Origin of the sequence: Cribrihabitans marinus, from assembly GCF_900109035.1 — a bacterium.
Taxonomy (GTDB): domain Bacteria; phylum Pseudomonadota; class Alphaproteobacteria; order Rhodobacterales; family Rhodobacteraceae; genus Cribrihabitans; species Cribrihabitans marinus.
The window spans coordinates 164,042-187,972 of sequence record NZ_FNYD01000001.1 but is presented as its reverse complement, the minus strand read 5'-3'; the positions used below and the strand labels follow the sequence as shown (position 1 = coordinate 187,972).

General features: G+C 67.1%; 24 protein-coding genes. 19 read left to right on the top strand and 5 right to left on the bottom strand.

Annotated elements, in window-relative coordinates:
• From rseP to lpxB, 8 genes are all read left to right on the top strand, one after another.
• Complete coding sequence (gene rseP / locus BMX57_RS00910; RefSeq protein ID WP_092361615.1) at positions 1-1,350, top strand: RIP metalloprotease RseP; 1,350 nt, start codon at positions 1-3, stop codon at positions 1,348-1,350.
• 93 nt (positions 1,351-1,443) lie between these two features.
• Positions 1,444-1,569: a hypothetical protein gene (locus BMX57_RS20975; RefSeq protein WP_268235976.1), complete on the top strand. Its 126-nt coding sequence runs from the start codon at positions 1,444-1,446 to the stop codon at positions 1,567-1,569.
• Between the two features lie 130 nt (positions 1,570-1,699).
• On the top strand, positions 1,700-4,057 hold the full coding sequence (gene bamA / locus BMX57_RS00905; RefSeq protein WP_092361613.1) for an outer membrane protein assembly factor BamA: 2,358 nt from the start codon (positions 1,700-1,702) through the stop codon (positions 4,055-4,057).
• 6 nt (positions 4,058-4,063) lie between these two features.
• Entirely contained in the window at positions 4,064-4,651 is a 588-nt protein-coding gene (locus BMX57_RS00900) for an OmpH/Skp family outer membrane protein (RefSeq protein WP_092361611.1), read from the top strand.
• A gap of 71 nt (positions 4,652-4,722) precedes the next feature.
• Entirely contained in the window at positions 4,723-5,196 is a 474-nt protein-coding gene (gene fabZ, locus BMX57_RS00895) for a 3-hydroxyacyl-ACP dehydratase FabZ (protein ID WP_092361609.1), read from the top strand.
• Positions 5,193-5,978: an acyl-ACP--UDP-N-acetylglucosamine O-acyltransferase gene (gene lpxA / locus BMX57_RS00890; protein WP_092361607.1), complete on the top strand. Its 786-nt coding sequence runs from the start codon at positions 5,193-5,195 to the stop codon at positions 5,976-5,978. The genes fabZ and lpxA overlap by 4 nt, the downstream gene beginning before the upstream one ends.
• 5 nt (positions 5,979-5,983) lie before the next feature.
• Entirely contained in the window at positions 5,984-6,778 is a 795-nt protein-coding gene (locus BMX57_RS00885) for an LpxI family protein (protein ID WP_092361606.1), read from the top strand.
• Positions 6,778-7,935: a lipid-A-disaccharide synthase gene (gene lpxB / locus BMX57_RS00880; protein ID WP_092361604.1), complete on the top strand. Its 1,158-nt coding sequence runs from the start codon at positions 6,778-6,780 to the stop codon at positions 7,933-7,935. The genes BMX57_RS00885 and lpxB overlap by 1 nt, the downstream gene beginning before the upstream one ends.
• Before the next feature lie 145 nt (positions 7,936-8,080).
• On the opposite strand, the gene BMX57_RS00875 is transcribed toward lpxB, so the two are convergent.
• Positions 8,081-8,611, bottom strand: coding sequence for a GNAT family N-acetyltransferase (locus BMX57_RS00875; RefSeq protein WP_092361602.1), 531 nt, complete (start codon positions 8,609-8,611; stop codon positions 8,081-8,083).
• A complete protein-coding gene (mnmA, locus tag BMX57_RS00870; RefSeq protein ID WP_092361600.1) occupies positions 8,604-9,749 on the bottom strand; it encodes a tRNA 2-thiouridine(34) synthase MnmA in 1,146 nt (381 codons plus the stop codon). Before mnmA ends, BMX57_RS00875 begins: the two co-directional genes overlap by 8 nt.
• A 142-nt stretch (positions 9,750-9,891) precedes the next feature.
• Between mnmA and sciP the strand changes: the two genes are divergently transcribed.
• The 4 genes from sciP to recG all read left to right on the top strand — a co-directional run bounded on the left by sciP (position 9,892) and on the right by recG (position 15,330).
• Positions 9,892-10,179, top strand: a complete 288-nt coding sequence (sciP, locus tag BMX57_RS00865) for a CtrA inhibitor SciP (protein ID WP_092362193.1) — start codon at positions 9,892-9,894, stop codon at positions 10,177-10,179.
• 88 nt (positions 10,180-10,267) lie between these two features.
• Positions 10,268-10,999 carry a response regulator transcription factor CtrA gene (gene ctrA / locus BMX57_RS00860; protein WP_092361598.1) on the top strand — a complete coding sequence of 244 codons (732 nt, stop codon included), beginning with the start codon at positions 10,268-10,270 and terminating at the stop codon, positions 10,997-10,999.
• Positions 11,000-11,122: 123 nt separating this feature from the next.
• Complete coding sequence (ligA, locus tag BMX57_RS00855; protein WP_092361596.1) at positions 11,123-13,243, top strand: NAD-dependent DNA ligase LigA; 2,121 nt, start codon at positions 11,123-11,125, stop codon at positions 13,241-13,243.
• Positions 13,240-15,330, top strand: a complete 2,091-nt coding sequence (gene recG / locus BMX57_RS00850; RefSeq protein ID WP_092361594.1) for an ATP-dependent DNA helicase RecG — start codon at positions 13,240-13,242, stop codon at positions 15,328-15,330. Before ligA ends, recG begins: the two co-directional genes overlap by 4 nt.
• Before the next feature lie 476 nt (positions 15,331-15,806).
• Here the strand turns inward: recG and BMX57_RS00845 are convergent, their stop codons facing one another.
• A complete protein-coding gene (locus BMX57_RS00845; RefSeq protein WP_092361592.1) occupies positions 15,807-16,259 on the bottom strand; it encodes an iron-sulfur cluster assembly scaffold protein in 453 nt (150 codons plus the stop codon).
• Positions 16,260-16,326: 67 nt separating this feature from the next.
• Here BMX57_RS00845 and hisI point away from each other — a divergent pair, with 67 nt between their 5' ends.
• The 6 genes from hisI (at position 16,327) to BMX57_RS00815 (ending at position 21,469) form a co-directional block, all read left to right on the top strand.
• Positions 16,327-16,686: a phosphoribosyl-AMP cyclohydrolase gene (gene hisI / locus BMX57_RS00840; protein ID WP_092361590.1), complete on the top strand. Its 360-nt coding sequence runs from the start codon at positions 16,327-16,329 to the stop codon at positions 16,684-16,686.
• 148 nt (positions 16,687-16,834) lie between these two features.
• Complete coding sequence (locus BMX57_RS00835) at positions 16,835-17,446, top strand: holin-associated N-acetylmuramidase (protein WP_092361588.1); 612 nt, start codon at positions 16,835-16,837, stop codon at positions 17,444-17,446.
• Positions 17,437-18,015: a holin family protein gene (locus tag BMX57_RS00830; protein ID WP_092361586.1), complete on the top strand. Its 579-nt coding sequence runs from the start codon at positions 17,437-17,439 to the stop codon at positions 18,013-18,015. The genes BMX57_RS00835 and BMX57_RS00830 overlap by 10 nt, the downstream gene beginning before the upstream one ends.
• Positions 18,016-18,099: 84 nt before the next feature.
• The gene (locus tag BMX57_RS00825) at positions 18,100-20,064 is read left to right on the top strand and encodes a heme lyase CcmF/NrfE family subunit (RefSeq protein ID WP_092361584.1); all 1,965 of its coding nucleotides are present in this window, start codon (positions 18,100-18,102) and stop codon (positions 20,062-20,064) included.
• Positions 20,061-20,555 (top strand): cytochrome c-type biogenesis protein, encoded by a 495-nt coding sequence (locus tag BMX57_RS00820; RefSeq protein WP_092361582.1) that lies wholly within the window; start codon positions 20,061-20,063, stop codon positions 20,553-20,555. Before BMX57_RS00825 ends, BMX57_RS00820 begins: the two co-directional genes overlap by 4 nt.
• A 137-nt stretch (positions 20,556-20,692) precedes the next feature.
• Positions 20,693-21,469 carry an enoyl-CoA hydratase-related protein gene (locus tag BMX57_RS00815; protein WP_092361580.1) on the top strand — a complete coding sequence of 259 codons (777 nt, stop codon included), beginning with the start codon at positions 20,693-20,695 and terminating at the stop codon, positions 21,467-21,469.
• 66 nt (positions 21,470-21,535) lie between these two features.
• Here the strand turns inward: BMX57_RS00815 and bmt are convergent, their stop codons facing one another.
• Positions 21,536-22,552 (bottom strand): betaine--homocysteine S-methyltransferase, encoded by a 1,017-nt coding sequence (gene bmt, locus BMX57_RS00810; protein ID WP_092362191.1) that lies wholly within the window; start codon positions 22,550-22,552, stop codon positions 21,536-21,538.
• A gap of 110 nt (positions 22,553-22,662) precedes the next feature.
• Entirely contained in the window at positions 22,663-22,980 is a 318-nt protein-coding gene (locus BMX57_RS00805) for a DUF1476 domain-containing protein (RefSeq protein ID WP_092362189.1), read from the bottom strand.
• Positions 22,981-23,141: 161 nt separating this feature from the next.
• On the opposite strand from BMX57_RS00805, the gene purC reads away from it, so the two are divergent.
• A complete protein-coding gene (gene purC, locus BMX57_RS00800; protein ID WP_092361578.1) occupies positions 23,142-23,900 on the top strand; it encodes a phosphoribosylaminoimidazolesuccinocarboxamide synthase in 759 nt (252 codons plus the stop codon).
• Positions 23,901-23,931: the final 31 nt, after the last annotated feature.

Sequence of the window (23,931 nt, the reverse complement as noted above, 5' to 3'; positions counted from 1 at the left end):
TTGGACATACTGGCACTTATCCCCGAATTCGGCGGGCTTGTTTACACAATCGTGGCGTTTGTCGTGGCCCTGTCGGTCATCGTGGCGGTGCATGAATACGGCCATTACATCGTCGGCCGCTGGTCGGGCATCTATGCCGAGGTCTTTTCGCTGGGGTTCGGCCCGGTGCTGTGGAGCCGCGAGGACAAGCATGGCACGCGCTGGCAGGTGGCCCTGTTGCCATTCGGCGGCTATGTCAAGTTCCTGGGCGATTCCAATGCCGCCTCCGGCAAGGATGCCGCGGCGATGGCCGAGGCCGAGCTGGATCCCGAGCGGATGCGGCACACGATGCACGGCGCGCCGCTCTGGGCGCGTGCGGCAACGGTTGCGGCGGGACCGGTGTTCAATTTCGCGCTGTCGATCCTGATCTTCACTGCCGTCTTCATGATCCGGGGCGTGGTCAGCGATCCGCTGACCGTGGGGCAGGTCGAAACCCTGCCGGATGTGGTGACCGAGTTGCGGCCCGGCGACGAGATCGTCGCCATCGAGGGCATCCCGACGCCGGATTTCGAGGATGACGCTGCCTGGTCCGACTTCGTGACCGGCCTGGAGCCCGCGCGGCAGCTGCAATACACCGTGCGCCGTGACGGGTCCGAGCGGGTGGTGCAGGGGCCCTGGCTGTTCCCGCCGCTGATCGAGCAGGTGGCGCCGCGCAGCGCGGCAATGGATATCGAGTTGAAACCGGGCGACCTCATCACCGCGTTGGACGGCGATCCGATCTTTGCCTTCTCGCAACTCAAGGACAGGGTGGAAAGTTCGGACGGGCGGGTTCTGCTGCTGACGGTCTGGCGTGACGGGACCGAACTGGAATTCGCCCTGGCCCCGCGCCGAACCGACGAGCCGCAGGCCGATGGCGGATTCAGGACGCATTGGCGCATCGGGATCATCGGCGGCATGGTCCTGGATCCCGCCACCGAGACCGCGGGCCCGATCGAGGCGGTGACCGGAGGGGTGGTGCAGACCTGGCGGATCATCACCGGCTCGATCTCGGGGCTGTGGCACATGATCACCGGCGCGATCAGCACCTGCAACATCACCGGCCCGCTGGGCATCGCCGAAACCTCGGGTGCGATGGCCAGCCAGGGCGCGCAGAGCTTCATCTGGTTCATCGCGGTCCTGTCCACCGCCGTCGGGTTGATGAATCTGTTCCCGATTCCGGTGCTGGATGGCGGACACCTGGTGTTCTACGCCTATGAGGCGGTCGCGGGCAAACCGCCCAGCGACATGGCGATGCGGGTCCTGATGGCGCTTGGCCTGACGATGATCCTGATGCTGATGGTCTTCGCGCTCGGCAACGACCTGTTCTGCTGATCGCCGCCCCAATCTTGTCACAAAGGGCGCCCAAGTCCTGCCATATTCCGGGCCTACTTTCGGGGGCGTCAACAAGATACGAGGATCGGACCGATGCAGACGATACAGCAATCCTACAGGGGTCTCAGCCTTCTGGTCGAGCTCAACTGGGACCGCCTGTTCGTCCTCGGCGCGGTCGCCGCCGGGCTCAGCCTCGGGGCTTATCTCGGCGGATTCTGAAATACACGCGTTTTCGCTTGCTGAACGGCGCGCGCCCGACCGGGGCGCGCGCCGTTTGGCGTTTTGACAACAACGCTCAATCCGGCTACTGACAGAGCAGAAGCGGCAAGAACATCGGGTTGGCAAGAACATGTTTTACAGGCGAGGCGCGGGAACATCCTGCGGTGTCCGAGCATCGGGCAGCTACATATTGTATTCATCGCTGCTGGCATTTTTTCTAGGACTTACAACGACATTCCTGCTGGCCGCGGCGCCGGCACAGGCGCAGACCTATCGGTTCAACGACGTCCGGGTCGAGGGCAACGAGCGCATCGAGGCCTCGACAATCATCGCCCGGATGGGAATCGAACGCGGCCAGAACGTCACGGCGGGCGAGTTGAACGACGCCTATCAACGCGTTCTTGACAGTGGCGTTTTTGAAACAGTCGAACTGACGCCGCGCGGCAGCACGCTGGTCGTGACGGTCACGGAATATCCGACGATCAACAAGATCAGCTTCGAGGGCAACCGGCGCATCAAGGACGACGTGCTGCGCGAGGTGATCTCGGCGCAGACGCGCCGCGTATTCACCGCCGAGCAGGCCGAGCGGGACGCGGTGGCGATTTCAGAGGTCTATTCCGCCCAGGGCCGGATCGCGGCGACGGTGACGCCTCGCCTGATCCGGCGCGGCAATAACCGGGTCGATCTGGTCTACGAGATCGCCGAGGGCGAGACCATCGAAGTCGAGCGCATCAGCTTCGTCGGCAACCGCGCCTATTCCGACCGCCGGCTGCGCCGCGTGCTGCAGACCAAGCAGGCCGGTCTCCTGCGTACCTTCATCCGTGCGGATACGTTCATCGCCGACCGGATCGAGTTCGACAAGCAGGTGCTGCGCGAATTCTACCTGTCGCGCGGTTTCGTCGATTTCCGCGTCAACAGCGCCAATGCCGAGTTCACCCGTGAGCGCGACGCCTTCTTCCTGGTGCTCGACGTGACCGAGGGGCAGCAGTTCTCGTTCGGCAATGTCAGCGTGGTCAGCGAGATTCCCGGGGTCCAGGCGGGCCCCTATAGCGAGGCCGTGAAGGTGCGTCCGGGCGTGACCTACTCGCCGTCGCTGGTCGACAACGAGATCGCGCGGCTGGAGCGTCTTGGCCTGCGTCGCGGGGTGGATTTCATGCGTGTCGAGCCGCGCGTGACCCGCAACGACCGGTCGCTGACGCTGAATGTGGAGTTCGCGCTGGTCAAGGGGCCACGCATCTTCGTCGAGCGCATCGACATCGAGGGCAACACGACCACGCTGGACCGGGTGATCCGCCAGCAGTTCAAGACCGTCGAGGGCGACCCGTTCAACCCGCGCGAGATCCGCGAGAGCGCCGAGCGCATCCGCGCCTTGGGCTTTTTCGCCGAGTCGAACGTGGAGACCCGCGAGGGGACATCCTCGGACCGCGTGATCGTCGATGTGGATGTCGAGGAACAGCCGACCGGATCGCTGAACATCGGCGGCAACTACTCGGTTTCGGACGGGTTCGGGCTGGCGGTGAGCCTGAACGAAGAGAACTGGCTGGGCCGCGGGCAGCGCCTGTCGGCGTCGATCTCGACCGCGCAGGAATCCGAACGCTACACATTCGGCTTCACCGAGCCGTATCTGCTGGGCCGTGACCTGCAGTTCGACCTTGAGCTTGGTCTGTCCGAACGCGATTCCAGCTTTACCAACTACGACACCAAGCGGGTCTTCTTCCAGCCGGCGCTGACCTTCGACGTGGGCGAACTGTCCAACCTGCAGCTGCGCTACAATTTCGAGACCAGCGAGATGGTCCAGCGCGAGGATCAGACGGTCGGTGCGGTGATCGCGTCGGAAATCGCCCAGGGCGAACGCTCGAGCAGTTCGCTGGGGATGACCTATACCTATGACAGCCGTCGTGACGGGCTGGATCCCACGCGCGGGCTGCTGCTGCAGCTGGGTGTCGACGCCGCCGGGCTGGGAGGCGACAACAAGTTCGTCAAGACCTCGGCGCTGGCGACTGCGCAACAGCTGACCTTCAACGAGGAGGTCACGCTGCGCGCCACGGTCGAGCTGGGCGCGCTCTACTGGCGCGACGGGTTCAGCCGCACGGTCGATCGTTACGTGCTGGGGCCGCGCACCTTCCGTGGCTTCGAGCCGGCCGGTATCGGCCCGCGCGATTTGTCCAACGGCCGGGACGACGCCATCGGCGGCAACTACTACGCCGTCGCGCGGCTCGAGGCCGAGTTCCCGCTGGGCCTGCCCGAGGAGCTGGGGATCCGTGGCGGGCTGTTCTATGATGTCGGCAATCTCTGGAATCTCGATGACGTGAACACGGCCGGCGGAACGATCGTCGGCGAAGGCGGATCATTCCGGCACGTGCTCGGGTTCTCGGTCCTGTGGGACACGCCCTTCGGACCGCTGCGCTTCAACTTCTCGCAGGCGCTGGTGAAAGAGGAGTTCGACAAGGTGCAGAATTTCGACCTGACGCTTCAGGCGCGGTTCTGAGGCGGCATGCGACCGGGCCTGTTGCTGACCATGGGGCGGGCCCGGACGCTGGCGTTCTGCATCCTGGCCGCGGTCTGGACGGCCGGCCCGGCGCCGGCCCAGCAGACCGGGGTGCCGCAGGGCGAGATCCTGACCATTTCCGCCGACCGGCTGTTCAGCGAGTCGCTTTTCGGCCGCCGCATCGCCGACGAGGTCGAGGCCGAAAGCGCGGTTCTGGCGGCCGAGAACGAACGCATCATCGCCGCCCTGAGCCGCGAGGAGGCGGAACTGACCGAGCGGCGCGGCACCATGCAGCCCGAGGCGTTCCGCGCACTGGCCGACGCGTTTGACCGCAAGGTCCAGGAACATCGCAGCACACAGAAGGCCAAGCTCGAGGCGCTGTCCGAGCGGACCGAAGAGGCGCAGTCGCGTTTCTTCGTGATCGCGCAACCGGTTCTTGAGGCACTGATGAAGGAAGCCGGCGCCGGCGTCATCCTGGAACGCTCCAGCGTGTTTCTGAGCGCCAACGCCACCGACATCACCGATCTGGCCATTGCGCGGATCGACGCCACCATCGGCGACGGCGCGGCGCTGGAAGAGCGCGACGACCCCTAGCGCCGCTTGCCCATCCGGGTGGCTGTTGCTAGTGACGGTGCGATATGCTTGAAGAACAGGATCTCAGCCCGATGAGTTCAGAGAAGAAATGCGCCGACATTCAGTTGATCCAGCGCATCCTGCCGCACCGCTACCCGTTCCTCCTGGTGGACAAGGTGGTCGATATCGACAGCTACAAGTCGGCGCGCGGGATCAAGAACGTCACCATGAACGAGCCGCATTTCCAGGGCCATTTCCCCGGCACGCCGATCATGCCCGGTGTCACGATCATCGAGGCGATGGCGCAGACCTCGGGGGTGATGCTGGGCGTGGGATTCGACGTGATCGACACCGAGCTGCTGATCTATTTCATGGGCATCGACAAGTGCAAGTTCCGCCGCAAGGTCGTGCCCGGTGACGTGATGGAGATGCATGTCGAGACCCTGCGCGGCAAGCCGGGCGGCAAGCTGTTCAAGTTCAAGGGCGTGGCCAGGGTCGAGGGCGAGACCGCCGCCGAGGCGGAGTTCTCGGCCTATGTCGATTGGGACATGGAAAAGACGACATGAGCCTTGTCCATCCCAGTGCGGTGATCGAGGAGGGCGCGCAGATCGGCGACGGCTGTGTCATCGGGCCGTTCTGCGTCGTCGGGGCCAGGGTTCGGCTGGGTGAACGGGTCGAGCTGAAAAGCCACGTGGTCGTGACCGGCAACACCGAGATCGGCGACGACACCGTGATCTTCAATTTCTCGGTGATCGGCGAGATCCCGCAGGACCTGAAATTCGGCGGCGAGGAGACCCGGCTGGAGATCGGCCGGCGCAACCGGATCCGTGAACATGTGACGGTCAACACCGGCACCGAGGGTGGCGGTGGCGTGACCCGGATCGGTGATGATTGCCTGCTGATGGCGGGCGCGCATGTGGCCCATGACGTGCAGATCGGCAACCGCGTGATCATGGTCAACAATGCCGGCGCGGCCGGGCATTGCGTGGTCGAGGATGACGTGATCATCGGTGGGCTTTCAGGCCTGCATCAATGGGTGCGGGTCGGGCGCGGCGCGATCATCGGCGCGCTTACCATGGTGCCCAAGGACGTGATCCCCTACGGGCTTGTGCAGGCGTCGCGCGGCCGGCTGGACGGGCTGAACCTGGTGGGTCTCAAGCGTGGCGGTGTCCCGCGCGAGGATATCTCGGCGCTGCGGCGGGCCTTCCAGACCCTGTCCCAGGGCGACGGCACCTTCCAGGAGCGCGCGCAGCGGATCGGCAAGGAGACGGACAGCGAGTATGTCCAGCGCATCGTGGCCTTCGTGACCGGCGACACCGACCGGTCCTTCCTCACGCCGGGGGATTGAGGCCGGTGCTGGCGCTGATCGCGGGATCGGGCGCGCTGCCCGACGAATTGGTGGACAGGCTGCCCGAGCGCCCGCTGATCTGCGCCATGGAGGGGTTTCCGCCCGACCGGCTGGCCGTGGACCGGCCGTTTCCCATCGAGCAGCTCGGCAGCCTGATCGCAGATCTCAAGGCGCGCGGGGTGAGCGAGCTTTGCATGGCCGGGGCGGTCGGTCGGCCGCCCATCGACCCGTCGCGCATCGATGCCGCCACCATGCCGCTGGTTCCGGTGCTGCAGACGGCGATCCTCAGCGGTGACGATGGCGCCCTGCGCGCGGTGATCGGGATCTTCGAGGAGGCCGGGCTGCGCGTGCGTGCGGCGCATGAGATTGCGCCGGACCTGTTGCCGCCGCTGGGCAGTCTGACACAGGCCGCGCCCTCGGAGGGTGATCTGCAGGATGCCGCGCGCGGCGCCGCCATCCTGCGCGCGATGAGCACGGCCGATATCGGGCAGGCCTGTGTCGTGCTGCGCGGTCAGGCGCTGGCGATCGAGGGCGTCTTTGGCACGAACTGGATGCTGCAATCGCTGACCCAGCGCCCTGATGCCGGTGGCGGCATCCTGTTCAAGGGTCCCAAATCCGACCAGGACCACCGCGTCGATCTGCCGACCATCGGCCCGGACACGGTGACAGCAGCCGTGGCCGCGGGCCTGTCGGGGATCGTGATCGAAAAGGGCGGGGTGATCGTTCTGGACCGCGAGACGGTGATCGCCGAATGCGACCGGCTGGGCCTGTTCCTGCAGGTCGTCGGGCGGCCCGCCTGATGCGCGTCTTCCTGCTGGCCGGCGAGCCGTCCGGCGACCGGCTGGGCGGCGCCTTGATGGCGGGGCTGCGCGAGCTGGTGCCGGATGTCGAATTCGACGGGATCGGCGGGCAGATGATGCAGGCACAGGGCCTTGTCAGCCGGTTCCCGATGGATGAGCTGAGCGTCATGGGGCTGGTCGAGGTCCTGCCGAAATACTTCCATCTCAAGCGTCGCATTGCAGAGACCGCGCAAGCGGTGCTGGACACGCGCCCCGACGTGCTCATCACCATCGACTCGCCCGATTTCTCACTGCGGGTTGCGGGGTTGGTGAAGGCCGCCAGCGACATCCGCACAGTGCATTACGTGGCGCCCAGCGTCTGGGCCTGGCGCCCGGGCCGGGCCGACAGGATGGCGCGGGTCATCGACCACGTGCTGGCGCTCTTGCCCTTCGAGCCGCCCTATATGGAGCGGGCGGGCATGGCCTGCGATTTCGTCGGACATCCGGTCGTGGCCGAACCGCAGGCCACCCCGGCCGAGATCGTGGCGCTGCGCGAGGCGCTGGATCTGGGCGACGCGCCCGTCCTGCTGGTCCTGCCGGGCTCGCGCCGGGGCGAGGTGGACCGGCTTGCCCCGGTATTCGGTGCGGGCCTCAAGCGGTTTCTGGCCGAGGCGCCGGAGATGCGTGTTGTTGTTCCGGCGGTGGGACACGTGGCCGACGCGGTGCGCCTGCAGGTTGCGGATTGGCCGGGTGACCCGGTTGTCCTGGATCCGCGGCACGTCGACCCGGATACTGCCGCCGCCCACAAGCGCGCGGCCTTTGCCACGGCAGAGCTGGCGCTGGCGGCCTCGGGCACGGTGTCGCTGGAACTGGCGGCGGCCGGAACGCCGATGGTGATCGCCTACAAGGTCAGCTGGCTGACCCAGAAGATCGCCGAGCGCATGGTCAGCATCGACACCGTGACGCTGGTCAACCTGGTCAGCGAGACGCGCGTGGTGCCGGAATGCCTTGGCCCCGGCTGCACGCCCGAGGCCATCGCCCGTCACCTGGCGGAGGTGCGGGCCGACCCGCAAGCGCAGCAGGCGGCGATGGAGGCGACGATGGACCGGCTGGGCCGGGGCGGCGAGGCGCCGGGCCTGCGCGCGGCGCGGGCGGTCCTGTCCGGAATGCGTGCGTGACATGGGCTGCCCGGCCTTTCGGCGGCGCTGGCGCGGCTTCCACTAATCCCGACAATCTCGCGGTTCTTTTGACCCTCGTCCTGTCCGCCATTACCGGCCGCCTTGCCGGACGGTTGGGCCCCTGGGCGATGATTGCGGCGGGTCCCTACGTGCTGGTAGATGCCGGCCCCGATACGGCCTGATCGCGCCCGAGCCGCAGAAAGACGCTGTCGCACCATTCCCCGCCGATGCGGATGGTCGCGGAGGCCCGGTGCGTTTCCGCGAATCCCAGCTTGTGCAGCAGTGCCAGCGAGGCCGCATTGCGCGGGTCGACATCGGCGGTGATCTCGTCCAGGTCCATCATCTCGAAAAAACGCGGCAGCAGCCGGACAAGCGCCTCGCGCATGTAGCCGCGACCCCAATGATCGCGGAGCAGGAAGAACCCGATTTCAGGCGCGTTCCAGACACCGGCCTTGCCGATGACGCAACCCTCCAGGACGATCGCGTATTCCCGGCACCGGCTGTCCGGTGCGTCGACGGATCCCGAGACCCAGTCCACGGTCTGCTGCAGCGTTTCATGGCGGTCACCGAAATACTGCATGGCCAGCGCATCCGAGAAGACTGCGTGCAGCGCGGGGGCGTCGTCGGCCCGCAGCCGCCGGAGCAGCAGCCGTTCGGTGGCGAGTTGCTCAGGCACCTCGCCAGATCCAGCCGCCGCCGAAGATGCGGCTGCCGTCGCCTTCGTAGAATACGCAGGCCTGTCCCGGCGAGACGCCTTCCTCGGGGGTCAGCAACTCGACCTCGGCGGTGGTGTCGCCGAGCGGCCGGATGATCGCCTCGCGCGGGGGGCGGGTGGAGCGGACCTTGACCGACAGGTGCCATTCGGGCTGCGAGGTGAAGGGCGCATCGCCCAGCCAGTTGATCTCGCGCACGGGGATGGTGCGGGTGGCCAGCATCTCTTTGGGGCCGACGATGACCTGCTTGGAACCCACGTCCAGTTTGACCACGTAGAGCGGGTCGGACAACCCGCCGATACCCAGGCCGCGGCGCTGCCCGATCGTGTAGTGGATCACACCGGTATGGCGGCCCAGCACCCGGCCGTCGGCATGCACGATCTCGCCGGGCTCGGCCGCGCCGGGGCGCAGTTTCTCGATCACGCTGGCATAGTCGCCATTGGGTACGAAGCAGATGTCCTGGCTGTCGGGCTTGTCTGCGACCGAAAGCCCGTATTGCGCCGCCATCTCTCGGGTGGCCTGTTTCGACGGCAGGTGGCCCAGCGGAAAGCGCAGGAACGCGAGCTGCTCGGGGGTGGTCGAGAACAGGAAATAGCTCTGGTCGCGATTGGCATCCTCGGCACTGTGCAGTTCCGGCCCGTCGGGACCCATCTTGCGCTGGATGTAGTGGCCGGTGGCCATGCAGTCGGCTTCGAGGTCGCGGGCGGTTTCCAGCAGGTCCTTGAACTTGACCCGCTCGTTGCAGCGGATGCAGGGCACCGGCGTGGCCCCCGCCAGATAGCTGTCGGCGAACTCGTCGATAACCGCGTCCTTGAAGATGTTCTCATAGTCCAGCACGTAATGCGGAAAGCCGCGCTCTTCGGCGACGCGGCGGGCGTCGTGGATGTCGATACCGGCGCAGCAGGCACCCTTCTTGGCCAGCGCCGCGCCGTGGTCATAAAGCTGCAGCGTGACACCCACCACGTCATAGCCCTGGTCGGCCAGGTGCGCGGCCACGACCGAGCTGTCGACGCCGCCGGACATGGCGACGACCACCCGCGTCTCGGATGGCGGCTTGGCAAAGCCGAGCGAGTTGATCGGGGTGCTGGTGTCGAGCGCCATGGGTCGGGTTCCTGTCGGAGTCGGGGGTTGTACCGGGACCGTCGGAATATAGGAAAATCCGCGACACTCTCAAGGGCGCGTTTCACGCCCCGTTAAGCACGCCCTCCGCAGGATGGCGGTGGAGATGAAGGAGGGTGCGAGGATGTTCTTGCGAAAGGTGGAAGGCGTGCGCGCGGTTCGGTTGCCGGATGGCACGCGGATGACCCGGGCGGACCTGCCGCCCGCCGACACGCGGCGCTGGGTGGCATCACGCAAGATCGCGGTGGTGCGCGGCGTCCTCTACGGGCTGCTGCCGCTGGAGGAGGCGATGTCGACATATGGCCTGAGCGAAGAGGAGTTCAACGCCTGGGTCAGCGCCGCGGCGGAGCACGGGGCAGAAGGTTTGAAGGCGACGGCGTTGAAAAGATATAGACAACCTAAGGGAGAGTAGTAGTATCTCCATAACGGGTAAGAGGGGATTAACCTTTATTGGTCAGGGTTAACCGCACACCGAACCCGAATTGAGGCGGAGAGACTGAATGCGAATCCTACTGGTCGAAGACGATCCGACGACGTCGAAGAGCATCGAGCTGATGCTGACCCATGCCAACCTGAACGTCTATGCGACCGATCTGGGGGAGGAGGGCGTCGATCTTGCCAAGCTCTATGACTACGACCTGATCCTGCTGGACCTGATCCTGCTGGACCTGAACCTGCCCGACATGACCGGGCACGAGGTTCTGCGCCAGTTGCGCCTTGCGCGCGTCGAGACGCCGATCCTGATCCTGTCGGGGGCCGACGACACAGACAGCAAGATCAAGGGCTTCGGGTTCGGCGCCGACGACTACCTGACCAAGCCGTTCCACCGCGAGGAACTGGTGGCGCGGATCCACGCCATCATCCGCCGGTCCAAGGGCCATTCCCAGTCGGTCATCCATACCGGTCTGATCTCGGTGAACCTGGACGCCAAGACGGTCGAGGCGGATGGCCAGCCGGTGCACCTGACCGGCAAGGAATACCAGATGCTGGAACTGCTGTCGCTGCGCAAGGGCACCACGCTGACCAAGGAGATGTTCCTCAACCATCTCTATGGCGGCATGGACGAGCCCGAACTCAAGATCATCGACGTGTTCATCTGCAAGCTGCGCAAGAAGCTGAGCCAGGCCACCGGCGGGCGCAACTATATCGAGACCGTCTGGGGTCGCGGCTATGTCCTGCGCGACCCGCAACCCGAAGAGATGGACGACCCGCGCCTGGCCGTCGGCGCCTGATACCCCGATACACCGCCTGTCCAGAGCGGCCGCCGCCACTCACCTCGGAAAATGGGCATCTGGACCTGATCATGGCCCCGTCCTATCACTTGTCGGCGAACGGACGACAGCTTGGGCGGGGCCATGACCGACACTCTCGAGATCGACGAAATGACCGAGGCGCAGGCGCAGGGCGAACTGGCCCGCCTGGCCGCGCTGCTGGCGCGGGCCGATCAGGCCTATCACGGCCAGGACGCGCCCGAGATATCGGATGCCGAATTTGACGCGCTGAAACGGCGCAACGCCGCGATCGAGGCGCGGTTTCCCGATCTCAAACGTGCCGACAGCCCGTCCGAATCGGTCGGCGCGCGCCCCTCGGAGGGCTTTGCCAAGGTCACGCATGCCATGCGCATGTTGTCGCTGGGCAATGCCTTCAGCGCCGAGGACGTGACCGATTTCGACCGCTCGATCCGCAAGTACCTGGGCCTCGATGCCGGTGCCCCGCTGGCCTTCACGGCCGAGCCCAAGATCGACGGCGTGTCTTTGTCCCTGCGATACGAGAACTGCACGCTGGTGCAGGCCGCCACCCGCGGCGACGGGGCCGTGGGCGAGAACGTCACCGCCAATGCCCGCACCGTTGGCGACATTCCGCAAGAGCTCGACGGTGCGCCCGACGTGCTGGAAATTCGCGGCGAGATCTACATGAGCCACGCCGATTTCGGGGCCCTGAACGAGAGGCAGGCCGAGACCGGCGGCAAGCAATTCGCCAACCCGCGCAACGCCGCGGCGGGCTCGTTGCGGCAGCTTGATGCAACGATCACCAAGGCGCGGCCCTTGCGGTTCTTCGCCTATTCCTGGGGCGAGACCTCCGAACCTCTTGCAGAAACGCAAATGAAGGCGATCGCGCGGCTGAGGAAACTGGGCTTTCAGACCAACGATCTGACGGCCCTGTGCGACGGGCCCGAGGAGATGCTGGCGCATTACGCGACAATCGAACAGAAACGCGCCACGCTGGGCTATGACATCGACGGGGTGGTCTACAAGGTCAACGACCTGGGGCTGCAGCACCGGCTGGGTTATCGCAGCACCACGCCCCGCTGGGCCATCGCCCACAAGTTTCCCGCCGAACTGGCCTGGACCCGGCTCGAGGCGATCGACATCCAGGTCGGCCGTACCGGCGCGCTCAGCCCGGTGGCGCGCCTGACGCCGGTGACGGTGGGGGGCGTTGTGGTCTCGAACGCGACGCTTCACAACGAGGATTACATCGCCGGGCGCGACAGCCGCGGCGAGGAGATCCGCGGCGGCAAGGATATCCGCGTCGGCGACTGGGTGCAGGTCTATCGCGCCGGCGACGTGATCCCCAAGGTGGCCGATGTGGACCTGTCGAAACGGCCAGCCGATGCGCAGCCCTACGCCTTCCCGACCATCTGCCCGGAATGCGGCAGTGATGCGATCCGCGAGGAGGGCGATGCGGTGCGGCGCTGCTCGGGTGGCCTGATCTGCCCGGCGCAGGCGGTGGAGAAGCTCAAGCATTTCGTCTCGCGCGCGGCTTTCGACATCGAGGGGCTGGGCGCCAAGCAGGTGGAGCAGTTCCATGCCGACGGCTGGATTGCCGAACCGGCGGACATCTTCACGCTCGAGGAGCGGTTCGGCCGCGGCATGCAGCAGTTGAAGAACCGCGAGGGCTGGGGCGAGAAATCCGCCGCCAACCTGTTCGCGGCAATCGACGAAAAACGCCGCATCCCGCTGGGCCGACTGATCTTTTCGCTGGGGCTGCGGCATGTGGGCGAGGCCGCCTCGAACCTGCTGGCCACGCATTACGGCAGCTGGGCGGCCTTCGAGGCAGCAATGCGCGAAGCCGCCACGATGGAGGGCCCGGCCTGGGACGACCTGCTCAGCATCGACGGGGTGGGGCAGGTGATGGCCGCCTCGCTGGTCACCGCCTTTGCCCAGGAGAACGAGCGCGCCTCGATCGAACGGCTGGTGGCGCATCTCGACGTGCAGGAGGCGTCGCGCCCAGACACCTCCGGCAGCCCGGTGGCGGGCAAGACGGTGGTGTTCACCGGCACGCTGGAGAAGATGACCCGCGCCGAGGCCAAGGCGCGGGCCGAGGCGCTGGGGGCCAAGGTATCGGGCTCGGTGAGCGCCAAGACCGATCTGCTCGTGGCCGGACCGGGGGCGGGATCCAAGGCGAAGAAGGCCGCCGAGCTTGGGATCGAGACGCTGGATGAGGATGGCTGGCTGCAGCTGATCGGCGACGCATGAGCGGCCGCCCCGAGCAACTTTTCTCGCTCTTCGCGGGGTTGGAGACGCTGGAGGGCGTCGGCCCCAAGACCGCGCAGGTCATGGCGCAGATCGAGATCGAGACTCCGCGCGACGTGTTGTTCTCGCTGCCCTATGCGGTGATCGACCGGCGCCGGCGCGAGACGATCAAGGGGGTCGATCTGCCCTGCACGCTGACCGTCGAGGTGACGGTCGGCGCCCATCGGCCTCCACGCAGCCGGGGCGGGGCCTATCGCGTGCATGTCGAGGACGCGCAGGCGGATTTCCAGCTGGTGTTCTTCCACGCGCGCGGCGACTACCTGAGACGGGTCTTGCCCGAGGGCGCGCGGCGTGTCGTGTCGGGCAAGCTGGAGCTTTTCGACGGCATGGCGCAGATGGTGCATCCCGAGCACATGGCGCCACTGGCCGAGGCGGGTGACATTCCGGATTTCGAGCCGGTCTATCATCTCACGCACGGCATGACGCAGAAAACCGCGCTGAAGGCGGCGCAAAGCGCGCTGGCGCGGGCGCCGGAGCTGGCCGAGTGGATCGATCCCGCGCTGAAGGCGCGCGAGGGCTGGCCCGGCTGGCGGCAGGCGATGCAGGCGGCCCATGCGCCGCAGGGTCTGGATGACGTCGTGCCCACCGCTCCGGCCCGCGCGCGCCTGGCCTATGACGAGCTGATGGCGCATCAGTTGACCCTGGCGCTGGCGCGCCGCCGCGAACGCAAGGCCCGCGGGATCCAGAGCAGGGCCACCGGTGCGTTGCAGTCCCGCGTGCTTGCCAACCTGCCATACCGGCCGACCGGGGCGCAGGAACGGGCGATTGCCGAGATCACCGCCGACATGGCCGCGCCGGAGCGCATGAACCGGCTGCTTCAGGGCGACGTGGGCGCGGGCAAGACATTGGTGGCCTTCATGGCGCTGCTTGTCGCGGTCGAGGCGGGCGGGCAGGGCGTGATGATGGCGCCCACCGAAATCCTCGCCCGCCAGCACCTGGAGGGCCTGCGGCCGCTGGCCGAGGAGGCCGGTGTCGTGCTCGAGCTGCTGACCGGCCGCGACAAGGGCGCGGAGCGGCGCGCCAAGCTGGAGGCTCTGGCGCGGGGCGACATCCAGGTGCTGGTGGGCACACATGCGGTGTTCCAGTCCGATGTCGGGTTCCGCGACCTGCGCCTGGCCATCGTCGACGAACAGCACCGCTTCGGTGTGCGGCAGCGCATGGAACTGGCGGAGAAGGGGCTGGGCGCGGATGTTCTGGTGATGACCGCCACGCCGATCCCGCGCAGCCTGTCTTTGGCGCAATATGGCGACATGGATGTTTCGGTGCTGGACGAGAAACCGCCGGGCCGCAAGCCGGTCAAGACCGCCGTTGTCTCGACCGAGCGCATGGACGAGGTCGTGAACCACCTGCGCCGCGCGATTGCAGAGGGGCGGCAATGCTACTGGGTCTGTCCGCTGGTGGACGAGTCGGAAGCGACCGATCTGACCGCCGCCGAGGACCGGTTCAAGCGGCTGCGCGCGACACTGGGTGAGGGGGTGGTCGGGTTGGTCCACGGCCAGATGCCGCCCGCCGACAAGGACGCCGCCATGGCCGCCTTTGTGTCGGGCGACACCAAGGTTCTTGTGGCGACCACGGTGATCGAGGTGGGGGTGAACGTGCCCAACGCGTCGATCATGGTGATCGAGCGCGCCGAGATCTTCGGCCTGGCGCAGCTGCACCAGCTGCGGGGCCGGGTCGGACGGGGTGAGGCGGATTCGACCTGCCTGCTGATGTACCGGCCCCCCCTGGGCGAGGGCGGGCGGCGAAGGCTGGAAGTTCTGCGTGAGACCGAAGACGGGTTCCGCATCGCCGAAACCGATCTGGAGATGCGCGGCGCCGGCGACCTGATCGGGACCGCGCAATCGGGTCTGCCGAGGTTCCGAATCGCGGATCTGGAACGGCAGGCGGGCCTGATGGCGATGGCGCAGACCGATGCCCGGGCGCTGCTGGAGGCCGACCCGGCCCTGGAGGGCGAGCGGGGGCGGGCCGCTCGGGTGCTGCTGTGGCTGATGAAGCAGGACCAGGCCATTCGTCTCATCTCGGTCGGCTGATCCCGCGCGGCGAATCGAGGGGCGCGGAAAATATTATGAAATTTCAATGAATTGTCGCGATACGGCCGGTTTTGTTCGCGAATGTTCCTAAAAAGTTCTTTACAGGGCGCCCGCAAAATGAGAACAAAAGGTCAACAGAGAGTTAACCAACTTGGAGGTGACACCATGCTGACCCAGATCAAATCCGTGCTGAGCCGGTCGCAAGGCACCCTGGTGCAAGATGCGCTCGGCGCGGCCTCGCTGGTCGTGATGCTGGTCGCGGCGCTTCACCTGCCGGGTCTCTGACGCGAATCTGCCTGCGATCTCGTCCCGGCGCGGCCGACCCTGCATTCCTGTCCCTTCGGATGCTCCGGGTCACCTGCCTGTCCCCGACCCGACGGCCTGCGCCCGATCCCCGGTCGAGACCCGCACAACCTGCCGCCGCCAGTCCTGCCCGGGACTGCGCGGCGGTTTTTTCTTGCAAAGCCAAGGGGGTGTCAGGCGCAGTTGGCGCGTTCGGCCTTTTCGACCGCTTCGGCCGAGGCCTCGAGCGCCAGCAGGATGGAGGCATGGCGGTTCTTGTAGTCGCGTGCCGGGCGCAGAACCTCGAGTCCGTCGAACGGCGCGTCCGGGGCAGGGCCGTCCTCCTTCAGCATCGTCTTGAGCTGGTCGCGCGCGGTTTCCACCTGCGCCCGCGTGGTGCCGATGATGGCGCCGCCGACCACCGACGCGGCGGCCTGGCCCAGCGCGCAGGCCTTCACGTCCTGCCCGAAACCGGCCACGCGGCCGTCCTGCAGGCTGATATCGACCGTCACTGTCGAGCCGCAGAGCGGTGAGCGTTTCTTGACCGTGGCGTCCGGGTCGTCCAGCCGGTCGAGATGGGGAATATCGGCCGCCAGCGCCAGGATCCGGCCGGAATAGAGTTTGATCAGATCGGTTTCGCCGGTCATGGCTTTCCCTCGTCGCGTACAGCCCATAGATAGTGGGGCCGATCCCGGATTCAAAAGGTTATCGCATATGTCCTTCGACCCCTCCAGCCTGAACTACAACGCCGACGGGCTGATTCCGGCCGTTGCGCAGGATGCCGGGGACGGCGCGGTGCTGATGATGGCCTGGATGAATGCCGAAGCCGTGGCGCGCACGCTTGAGACCGGGCGCGTCACCTACTGGTCGCGGTCGCGGCAGGCGTACTGGGTCAAGGGAGAAAGCTCGGGCCATGTGCAGGAGCTTGTCGATCTGCGGCTCGATTGCGACCGCGACTGCCTGCTGGTGCTGGTGCGCCAGACCGGGCCGGCCTGTCACACCAACCGGCGCAGCTGTTTCTATACCGCGGTGCGGGACGGGCAGGAGACCGAGTTGATGACGCCCATCGTCTGAATGGCGCTGCGCGCCATGCCTCCGGCGGGGATATTTCCGGCAAGAGGAAGACGACGCGTTGCGCTTCGTGCCGGGAGGGCGCGCGGCACGTTTCCGGGGAATTAGGCAAGTCCGAGCAGCGTTGGCCTCTCTGCCAGGGAGGGTGCCGATGCGCAAGATACGCCAGATTGCCGAGGAGATCGTGATGCGGGAGGGCGGGTTCGTGGACGACCCCGACGATCCCGGCGGGGCCACGAAATACGGGGTTACGATCCATACCATGCGCCGGCTCGGGCTGGACCTCGATGGCGATGGCTTGGTCGGGGCGGCGGACGTGCGCGCGCTGAGCCGGACGCAGGCGGTCGAGATCTTCGAGGCGCATTATTTCCGCCGGCCGCGGATCTCCGATCTGCCGGAGTGCCTGCATGCGAGCGTGTTCGACATGTATGTGAATGCCGGGGCGCAGGCCGTGCGGATCCTGCAGCATCTGCTGCGCGAAATGGGTTTCGAGGTGGTGGTCGACGGTGCGATCGGGCCGCAGACCGTGGCGGCCGCGGTGCTGGCAGCGGATCCCGATCCGGTTGCGCTTCGCGATGCCTATGGGGTGGCGCGGCGGAATTACTATTTCCGGCTGGCCGACCGGCGCCCGTCGAGCCGAAAATACGCCCGCACAAGGGCGGGCGGCAAGGGCGGCTGGATCCGACGGGCCGAGGCGTTCCTGTCGCCGCGCTATCACATGGATGCGCGGGCATTCGCGAGGAGGGTGGCCGCATGGGACTGATCTCGGGGCTCATGGGGGTGCTGTTCGGCGGAGGGCGGAACGTTTTGCGCGAGACGGCCGAGGTGTTCCGCGAGAATACCGAGGCCGGGGCCGGGCGCGCCGCCGCCTTGCGCGCTCAGGTGCAGGATCAATACGCCGCCGAATTCGCCGTGCCGCGGCGCGGTGGGTTCGACCGGTTCATGGACGGGCTGAACCGTCTGCCGCGCCCGGCGCTGGCGCTGGGGACGCTGGGCCTCTTCGTTGCGGCCATGGTGGACCCGATCTGGTTCGCCGAGCGGATGCAGGGCATCGCGCTGGTGCCCGAGCCGCTCTGGTGGCTGCTGGGTGTCATCGTGTCGTTCTATTTCGGCGCACGCCACCAGGCCAAGATCCAGGATCTGGAGCGCGACCTGGCCGGGGCGATGCGGCGCGCGCCGCAGGTGATGGAAAACATCCGGCAGCTGCGACAGCTGCGCGCAGACAGTCCCGGCATCGCGGATCCCAGACCCGACGGGGACCTGGCGCGCCAGAGCCTGGCGGTCGATGCCAACCCGGCGCTGGAGGATTGGCGCCGCCTGCGCCGGGCCTGACGGCCCGCAACGCGATGTTCAACGCGCGACGGGCAGGGCGAATGTGATTGGAAGCCGGGTGGCGGGCATACTATACCTTTCCGCATGATTACGGAACTCGGTCACTTCGCCCTCATCCTCGCCTTCCTGGTCGCCATCGTGCAGATGATCGTGCCGATGGTCGGGGCGCATAAACGCTGGCCCGGCTGGATGGCGGTTGCCGAACCGGCCGCGTCGGTGCAGTTCCTGCTGACCGGGTTTGCCTTTGCCGCCCTCATGTGGGCCTTCATCACCTCGGATTTCTCGCTGCGGCTGGTGGTGCTGAACAGCCACTCGGCCAAGCCGATGCTCTACAAGATCTCGGGCACCTGGGGGAATCACGAGGGCTCGATGCTGCTCTGGGTGCTGATCGTCACCCTGTTCGGGGCGATGGCGGCCTGGTTCGGCGGCGGCTTGCCACCCACGCTCAGGGCGCGGGTCCTGGGCGTGCAGGCGGCGATCGCGGTGGCTTTCTTCGCCTTCATCCTGTTTACCTCGAACCCGTTCCTGCGCATGGCCGTGCCGCCCTTTGACGGGCAGGACCTGAACCCGCTCTTGCAGGATCCGGGGCTCGCGTTCCATCCGCCGTTCCTCTACCTGGGCTATGTGGGCCTGAGCATGGCCTTCAGCTTTGCGGTGGCCGCGCTGATCGAGGGCCGGGTCGATGCCGCCTGGGGCCGCTGGGTGCGGCCCTGGACGCTGGCGGCCTGGGTCTTTCTGACCATCGGCATCGCGCTGGGGTCCTGGTGGGCCTATTACGAGCTGGGCTGGGGCGGTTTCTGGTTCTGGGACCCGGTCGAGAATGCCTCTTTCATGCCCTGGCTGCTGGCCGCCGCGCTGTTGCATTCCGCCATCGTGGTGGAAAAGCGCGAGAGCCTGAAGAGCTGGACCATCCTGCTGGCGATCCTGGCCTTCGGCTTTTCGCTGATCGGCACGTTCATCGTGCGCTCGGGCCTGCTGACCTCGGTGCATGCCTTTGCCAACGATCCCGAACGCGGGGTGTTCATCCTGGGGATCCTGGGGGTTTTCACCGGCGGGGCGCTGACGCTGTTTGCGGCGCGCGCGCAGGCGATGGAGGCCAAGGGGATCTTTGGCATGGTCAGCCGCGAGAGCGCGCTGATCCTCAACAACATCCTGCTGGCGGTCTCGTGCTTCGTGGTCTTCGTGGGCACGATGTGGCCGATGGTGGCCGAGATGTTCTTTGACCGGAAACTCTCGGTGGGTCCGCCCTTCTTCAACGCCGCCTTCACCCCGTTCATGGTGGCGATCGGTCTGGCGATGCCGCTGGGCGCGATGCTGCCGTGGAAACGCGGCCGGCTGGGCCGGGCGGCCTGGGCGCTGCGCTATGCCTTCGGCCTGGCGCTGGCGCTGGGGCTGCTGGCCTGGGCGATGCAGACCGGGCGCAGCGCGCTGGGGCCGGTGGGCCTGTTCCTCGGGGCCTGGGTCGTCTTCGGCTCGGCCGTGGACCTGTGGAGCCGGACCGGCAAGACCGGCAGCCTGGCGCGGCTCTTCCGCCTGCCACGGGCCGATTGGGGCAAGACCGTGGCCCATGCCGGGCTGGGTATCACCATTTTCGCCATTGCCGGGCTGACCGCCTGGGAGCAGGAGGACATCCGTGTCGCGCAGTTCGGGCAACCTTTCGAGGTGGGCGGCTTTACCCTGACGTTGGAGGGCGTCGAGGAGGTCGAGGGCCCGAACTATCTGTCGACCATGGCGCAGGTGCGGCTGGAGACATCCGGCCGCGAGATCGCCACGCTGACCCCCGAGAAGCGGACCTATCCGGTGGCGCGGATGCCGACCACCGAGGCGGCGATCGACTACCGGATCCTGCGCGACGTCTATGTGGTGATCGGCGACGAGCAGGCCGGCGGCGGCTGGACCGTGCGGACCTATGTCAAGCCGCTGACCAACTGGATCTGGCTGGGGTGCCTGCTGATGGCGCTTGGCGGAACGCTGAGCCTGAGCGATCGGCGATTCAGGGTGGCTGCGGGCGCACGCAAGCTGCGGGCCGGCGGGGTGCCGGCGGAATGAGGGCGTGGGTGGTGCAAGGAAGATGGGGTGGAACCCCATCCTACCTGGGGCTGGTGCTGGCGGTGCTGCTGGCCGCGCCGCTGGCTGCGGTGCAGCCCGACGAGGTGCTGGACGATCCCGCGCTGGAGGAACGCGCGCGGGAGATCAGCCGCGACCTGCGCTGTCTCGTCTGCCGCAACGAGAGCATAGACGAGAGCAATGCGCCGCTGGCCCGCGACCTGCGCCTTCTGGTGCGCGAACGGCTGGTGGCCGGGGACAGCGATGGCGAGGTGGTCGATTTCGTGGTCGACCGCTACGGCGAATATGTGCTGCTCAAGCCCACGGCTGATGGCGCCAACCTCGTGCTCTGGGCGGCCGGGCCGCTGATGCTGCTGTTGGCCGCGGCGATGGGCTGGGCCTATCTGCGCGGCCGGTCGCGCGCCGCGCCGGTGCAGGAAACCGCGCTGACGCCCGAGGAGAAGGCGCGGCTGAATGAGCTGCTGGACAAGTGAGCGGGGGCAGGCGGGCCGTTGCTCTGGCCGCCGGATAGGTTGGACCATCCCGCCGGTGCCGGCGTGACGTGGCGTTTGCCTTTGCCAATCCGCAGTCGGGCGTGTCTTATGCGCGCGGACGCGGATTGGAGTGCTTCATGGAATACGAGACGATTGCCTTTTCGATCAGCGAAGGGCTGGCGGTTCTGACGTTGAACCGGCCGGACCGGATGAACGCGCTGACCGGGCAGATGCGGGCCGAGATCACCTTTGCCATGGGCGAGGCGGCGAAATCCGCCCGTGCCGTTGTCCTGACCGGGGCGGGGCGCGCGTTTTGCTCGGGCCAGGACCTGGGCGATGCCGCCGAGGGCGGCAAGATCGACCTGGAGCGCACGCTGCGCGACGAGTATGTCCCGATGCTGGAGCGGATCTACGATTGTCCGGTGCCGACCATTGCCGCGGTCAACGGGCCTGCGGCGGGCGCGGGGGCGAACCTGGCCTTGGCTGCGGATGTGGTGATCGCCGCCGAGAGTGCCTATTTCCTGCAGGCCTTTGCCCGGATCGGGCTGATCCCCGATGCCGGCGGCACCTGGTTCCTGCCGCGCCAGGTCGGGCTGGCCAAGGCGATGGGGGCGGCGCTGTTCTCGGACAAGATCACCGCCCGGCAGGCCGATGACTGGGGCATGATCTGGGAAGCGGTGCCCGATGCCGGGTTCGAGGCGCATTGGCGGGCGCGGGCCGAGCATCTGGCCAACGGGCCGACCGCCGCCTTCGGGGCGATCAAGCAGGCGCTGCGCGGCAGCTACAGGCGCGGCTTGTCCGAGCAGTTGAATGTCGAGGCGCATCTGCAGGGGGAATGCGGGCGCAGCCGGGATTTCAAGGAGGGCGTGCTGGCTTTCACGGAAAAACGCGCGCCGAATTTCGAGGGACGGTAAGGGGGGCGCTGCCCCCCTTGTCCGCCTGCGGCGGTCACCCCCCGGAGTATTTCCGGAACGATGAAATCAGGCCCGCCTGCGGCGGCGGTTGCGGCGCGCGGGGGCGGCGTCATCCTCGCCGGTGCCGTCGCTGGCCGAGGAGAACGGGCCGATCTCGGCGGTGATGCGCTCCAGCGTCGGGCGTGCGCCGGGCGGGGTGTCGTCCAGCGCGCGGCGCATCTCGCGCAGGTGCTCGGGCATCGTGCCGCAGCACCCGCCGATGATCCGCGCGCCGGCGTCGCGCGCCAGCACCGCGTAGCGGCCCATCAGCTCAGGCGTGCCGTCGTAATGGATATGGCCGTCGACATATTTCGGGATGCCGGCATTGCCCTTGGAGATGATCGGCCGCTCGCTGCCCTGCGCGACGAAGCCCAGGACCGTGCGCAGGATGTCGGACGCGCCGGTGCCGCAATTGGCGCCGAAGGCCAGGGGCGGGTTGGGCAGCGTCTCGACCAGCTGCGCCAGGTCCGCCGACGTGACGCCCATCATCGTGCGCCCGGCGGTGTCGAAGCTCATGGTGCCGCACCAGTCCATGCCGGCCAGCGCGAAGGCCTCGGCGGCGGCGCGGAATTCCTCGGGCGCCGAGATGGTCTCGAGCCACAGCACGTCGGCGCCGCCCTCCTTGAGCCCTTGGGCCTGTTCGTGGAACATCTCGACCGCATCGGCATGGGTGAGGGCGCCCACCGGCTCCATGATCTCGCCGGTGGGGCCGACCGAGCCGGCCACCACCAGCGGGCGATCGGCGGCGTCGGCGACCTCGCGGCCAAGCTCGGCCCCGATGCGGTTCAGCTCGCGCACGCGGTCCTGTGCATCATGCAGCTTGAGCCGCGCGGCGGTGCCGCCGAACGTGTTGGTCAGGAAGAGATCGCTGCCCGCCTCGACCGCGCCGCAATAGAGCGCGCGCACCCTGTCGGGCGCGTCGGTGTTCCACAGCTCCGGCGCGTCGCCGGCCTGCAGCCCCATGGCGAACAGGTTGGTGCCGGTGGCCCCGTCGGCCAGCAGCGTGCCGCGTGTGTCGAGAAGGCGGGTGAGGGGGTTGGTCATGTCGGACATCCATCAGATCAGGCGCCCGGTGTGTCATGGACCGGGCGCCGGATCAAATGCAATGGCTTCAAGAAGATCATGAGGCGGGCGCACGGACGCGCCCGTCCGGTTCACTTGATTTCGATCATCAACTGCGCCTTGGCCTCGGCCAGAAGGCCGGCGCGCTTGGCGCGGATGTCGTCGGCGCTGGCGTGGCCCTTGAGGTCGCCGGCGACCTTGCGGATCACGTCCTCGTGGCCGGCCTCTTCGAAGTCGGCCAGGATCACCGTCTTGGCATAGGCCTCGGCCTCTTCGGCGTCCTTGCCCAGCATTTCCGCGGCCCACAGGCCCAGCAGCCGGTTGCAGCGCGCCTCGGCCTTGAACTGCATTTCCTGGTCATGCGCGAACTTGTTTTCGAACGCGGTTTCGCGGTCGTCGAAAGTGGTCATGGGCTGCGTCCCCTTCATAGACGGTGTCGTTGGAACAGATATGCAGCGCCGCCGCGCCGTCCGCAAGGGGGCGGGCCGCGCTTGCGACACTGCGGCGCTTGGCTTAAGAGGGCGCGAGAAGGGGGGACTCGGCCCTCCGTTCCAGCCCCGAAAGGTCCGTCATGGCGCGTCGCAAGAAGATCTACGAAGGCAAGGCGAAGATCCTGTACGAAGGACCCGAGCCGGGAACCATCGTGCAGTATTTCAAGGATGACGCCACCGCCTTCAACGCCGAGAAGAAGGACGTGATCGACGGCAAGGGTGTTCTCAACAACCGGCTGAGCGAGTTCTTCATGACCGGGCTGAACACGATCGGCGTGCCGACCCATTTCATCCGCCGGCTGAACATGCGCGAACAGCTCGTGCGCGCCTGCGAGATCGTGCCGCTGGAGGTGATCGTGCGCAACTTCGCCGCCGGGACCATGTCCAAGCGGCTGGGGATCGACGAGGGCACGCAGCTGCCGCGGCCGATCGTGGAATACTGCTACAAGGACGACAGCCTGGGCGATCCGCTGGTCACCGAGGAGCATATCGCCGCATTCGGCTGGGCCAGCCAGCAGGACATGGACGACATCCTTAGCCTGGCGCTCAGGGTCAACGACTACCTCAGCGGGCTGATGTATGGCGTGGGCATCCGCCTGGTGGACTTCAAGATCGAGGTCGGCCGCGTCTATGACGGCGATTTCCAGCGGCTGGTGGTGGCCGACGAGATCAGCCCGGACAGTTGCCGCCTGTGGGACATCGAGTCGGGCCAGAAGCTGGACAAGGACGTGTTCCGCCGCGACCTGGGCAGCCTGACGGATGCCTATTCCGAGGTGGCGCGGCGGCTGGGCGTGATGCCCAAGATGACCACCGTGGCAAAGCCCACGCTGATCAACTGAGCGTCGGCGCGGTGGCGCCGGTCGGAATTGA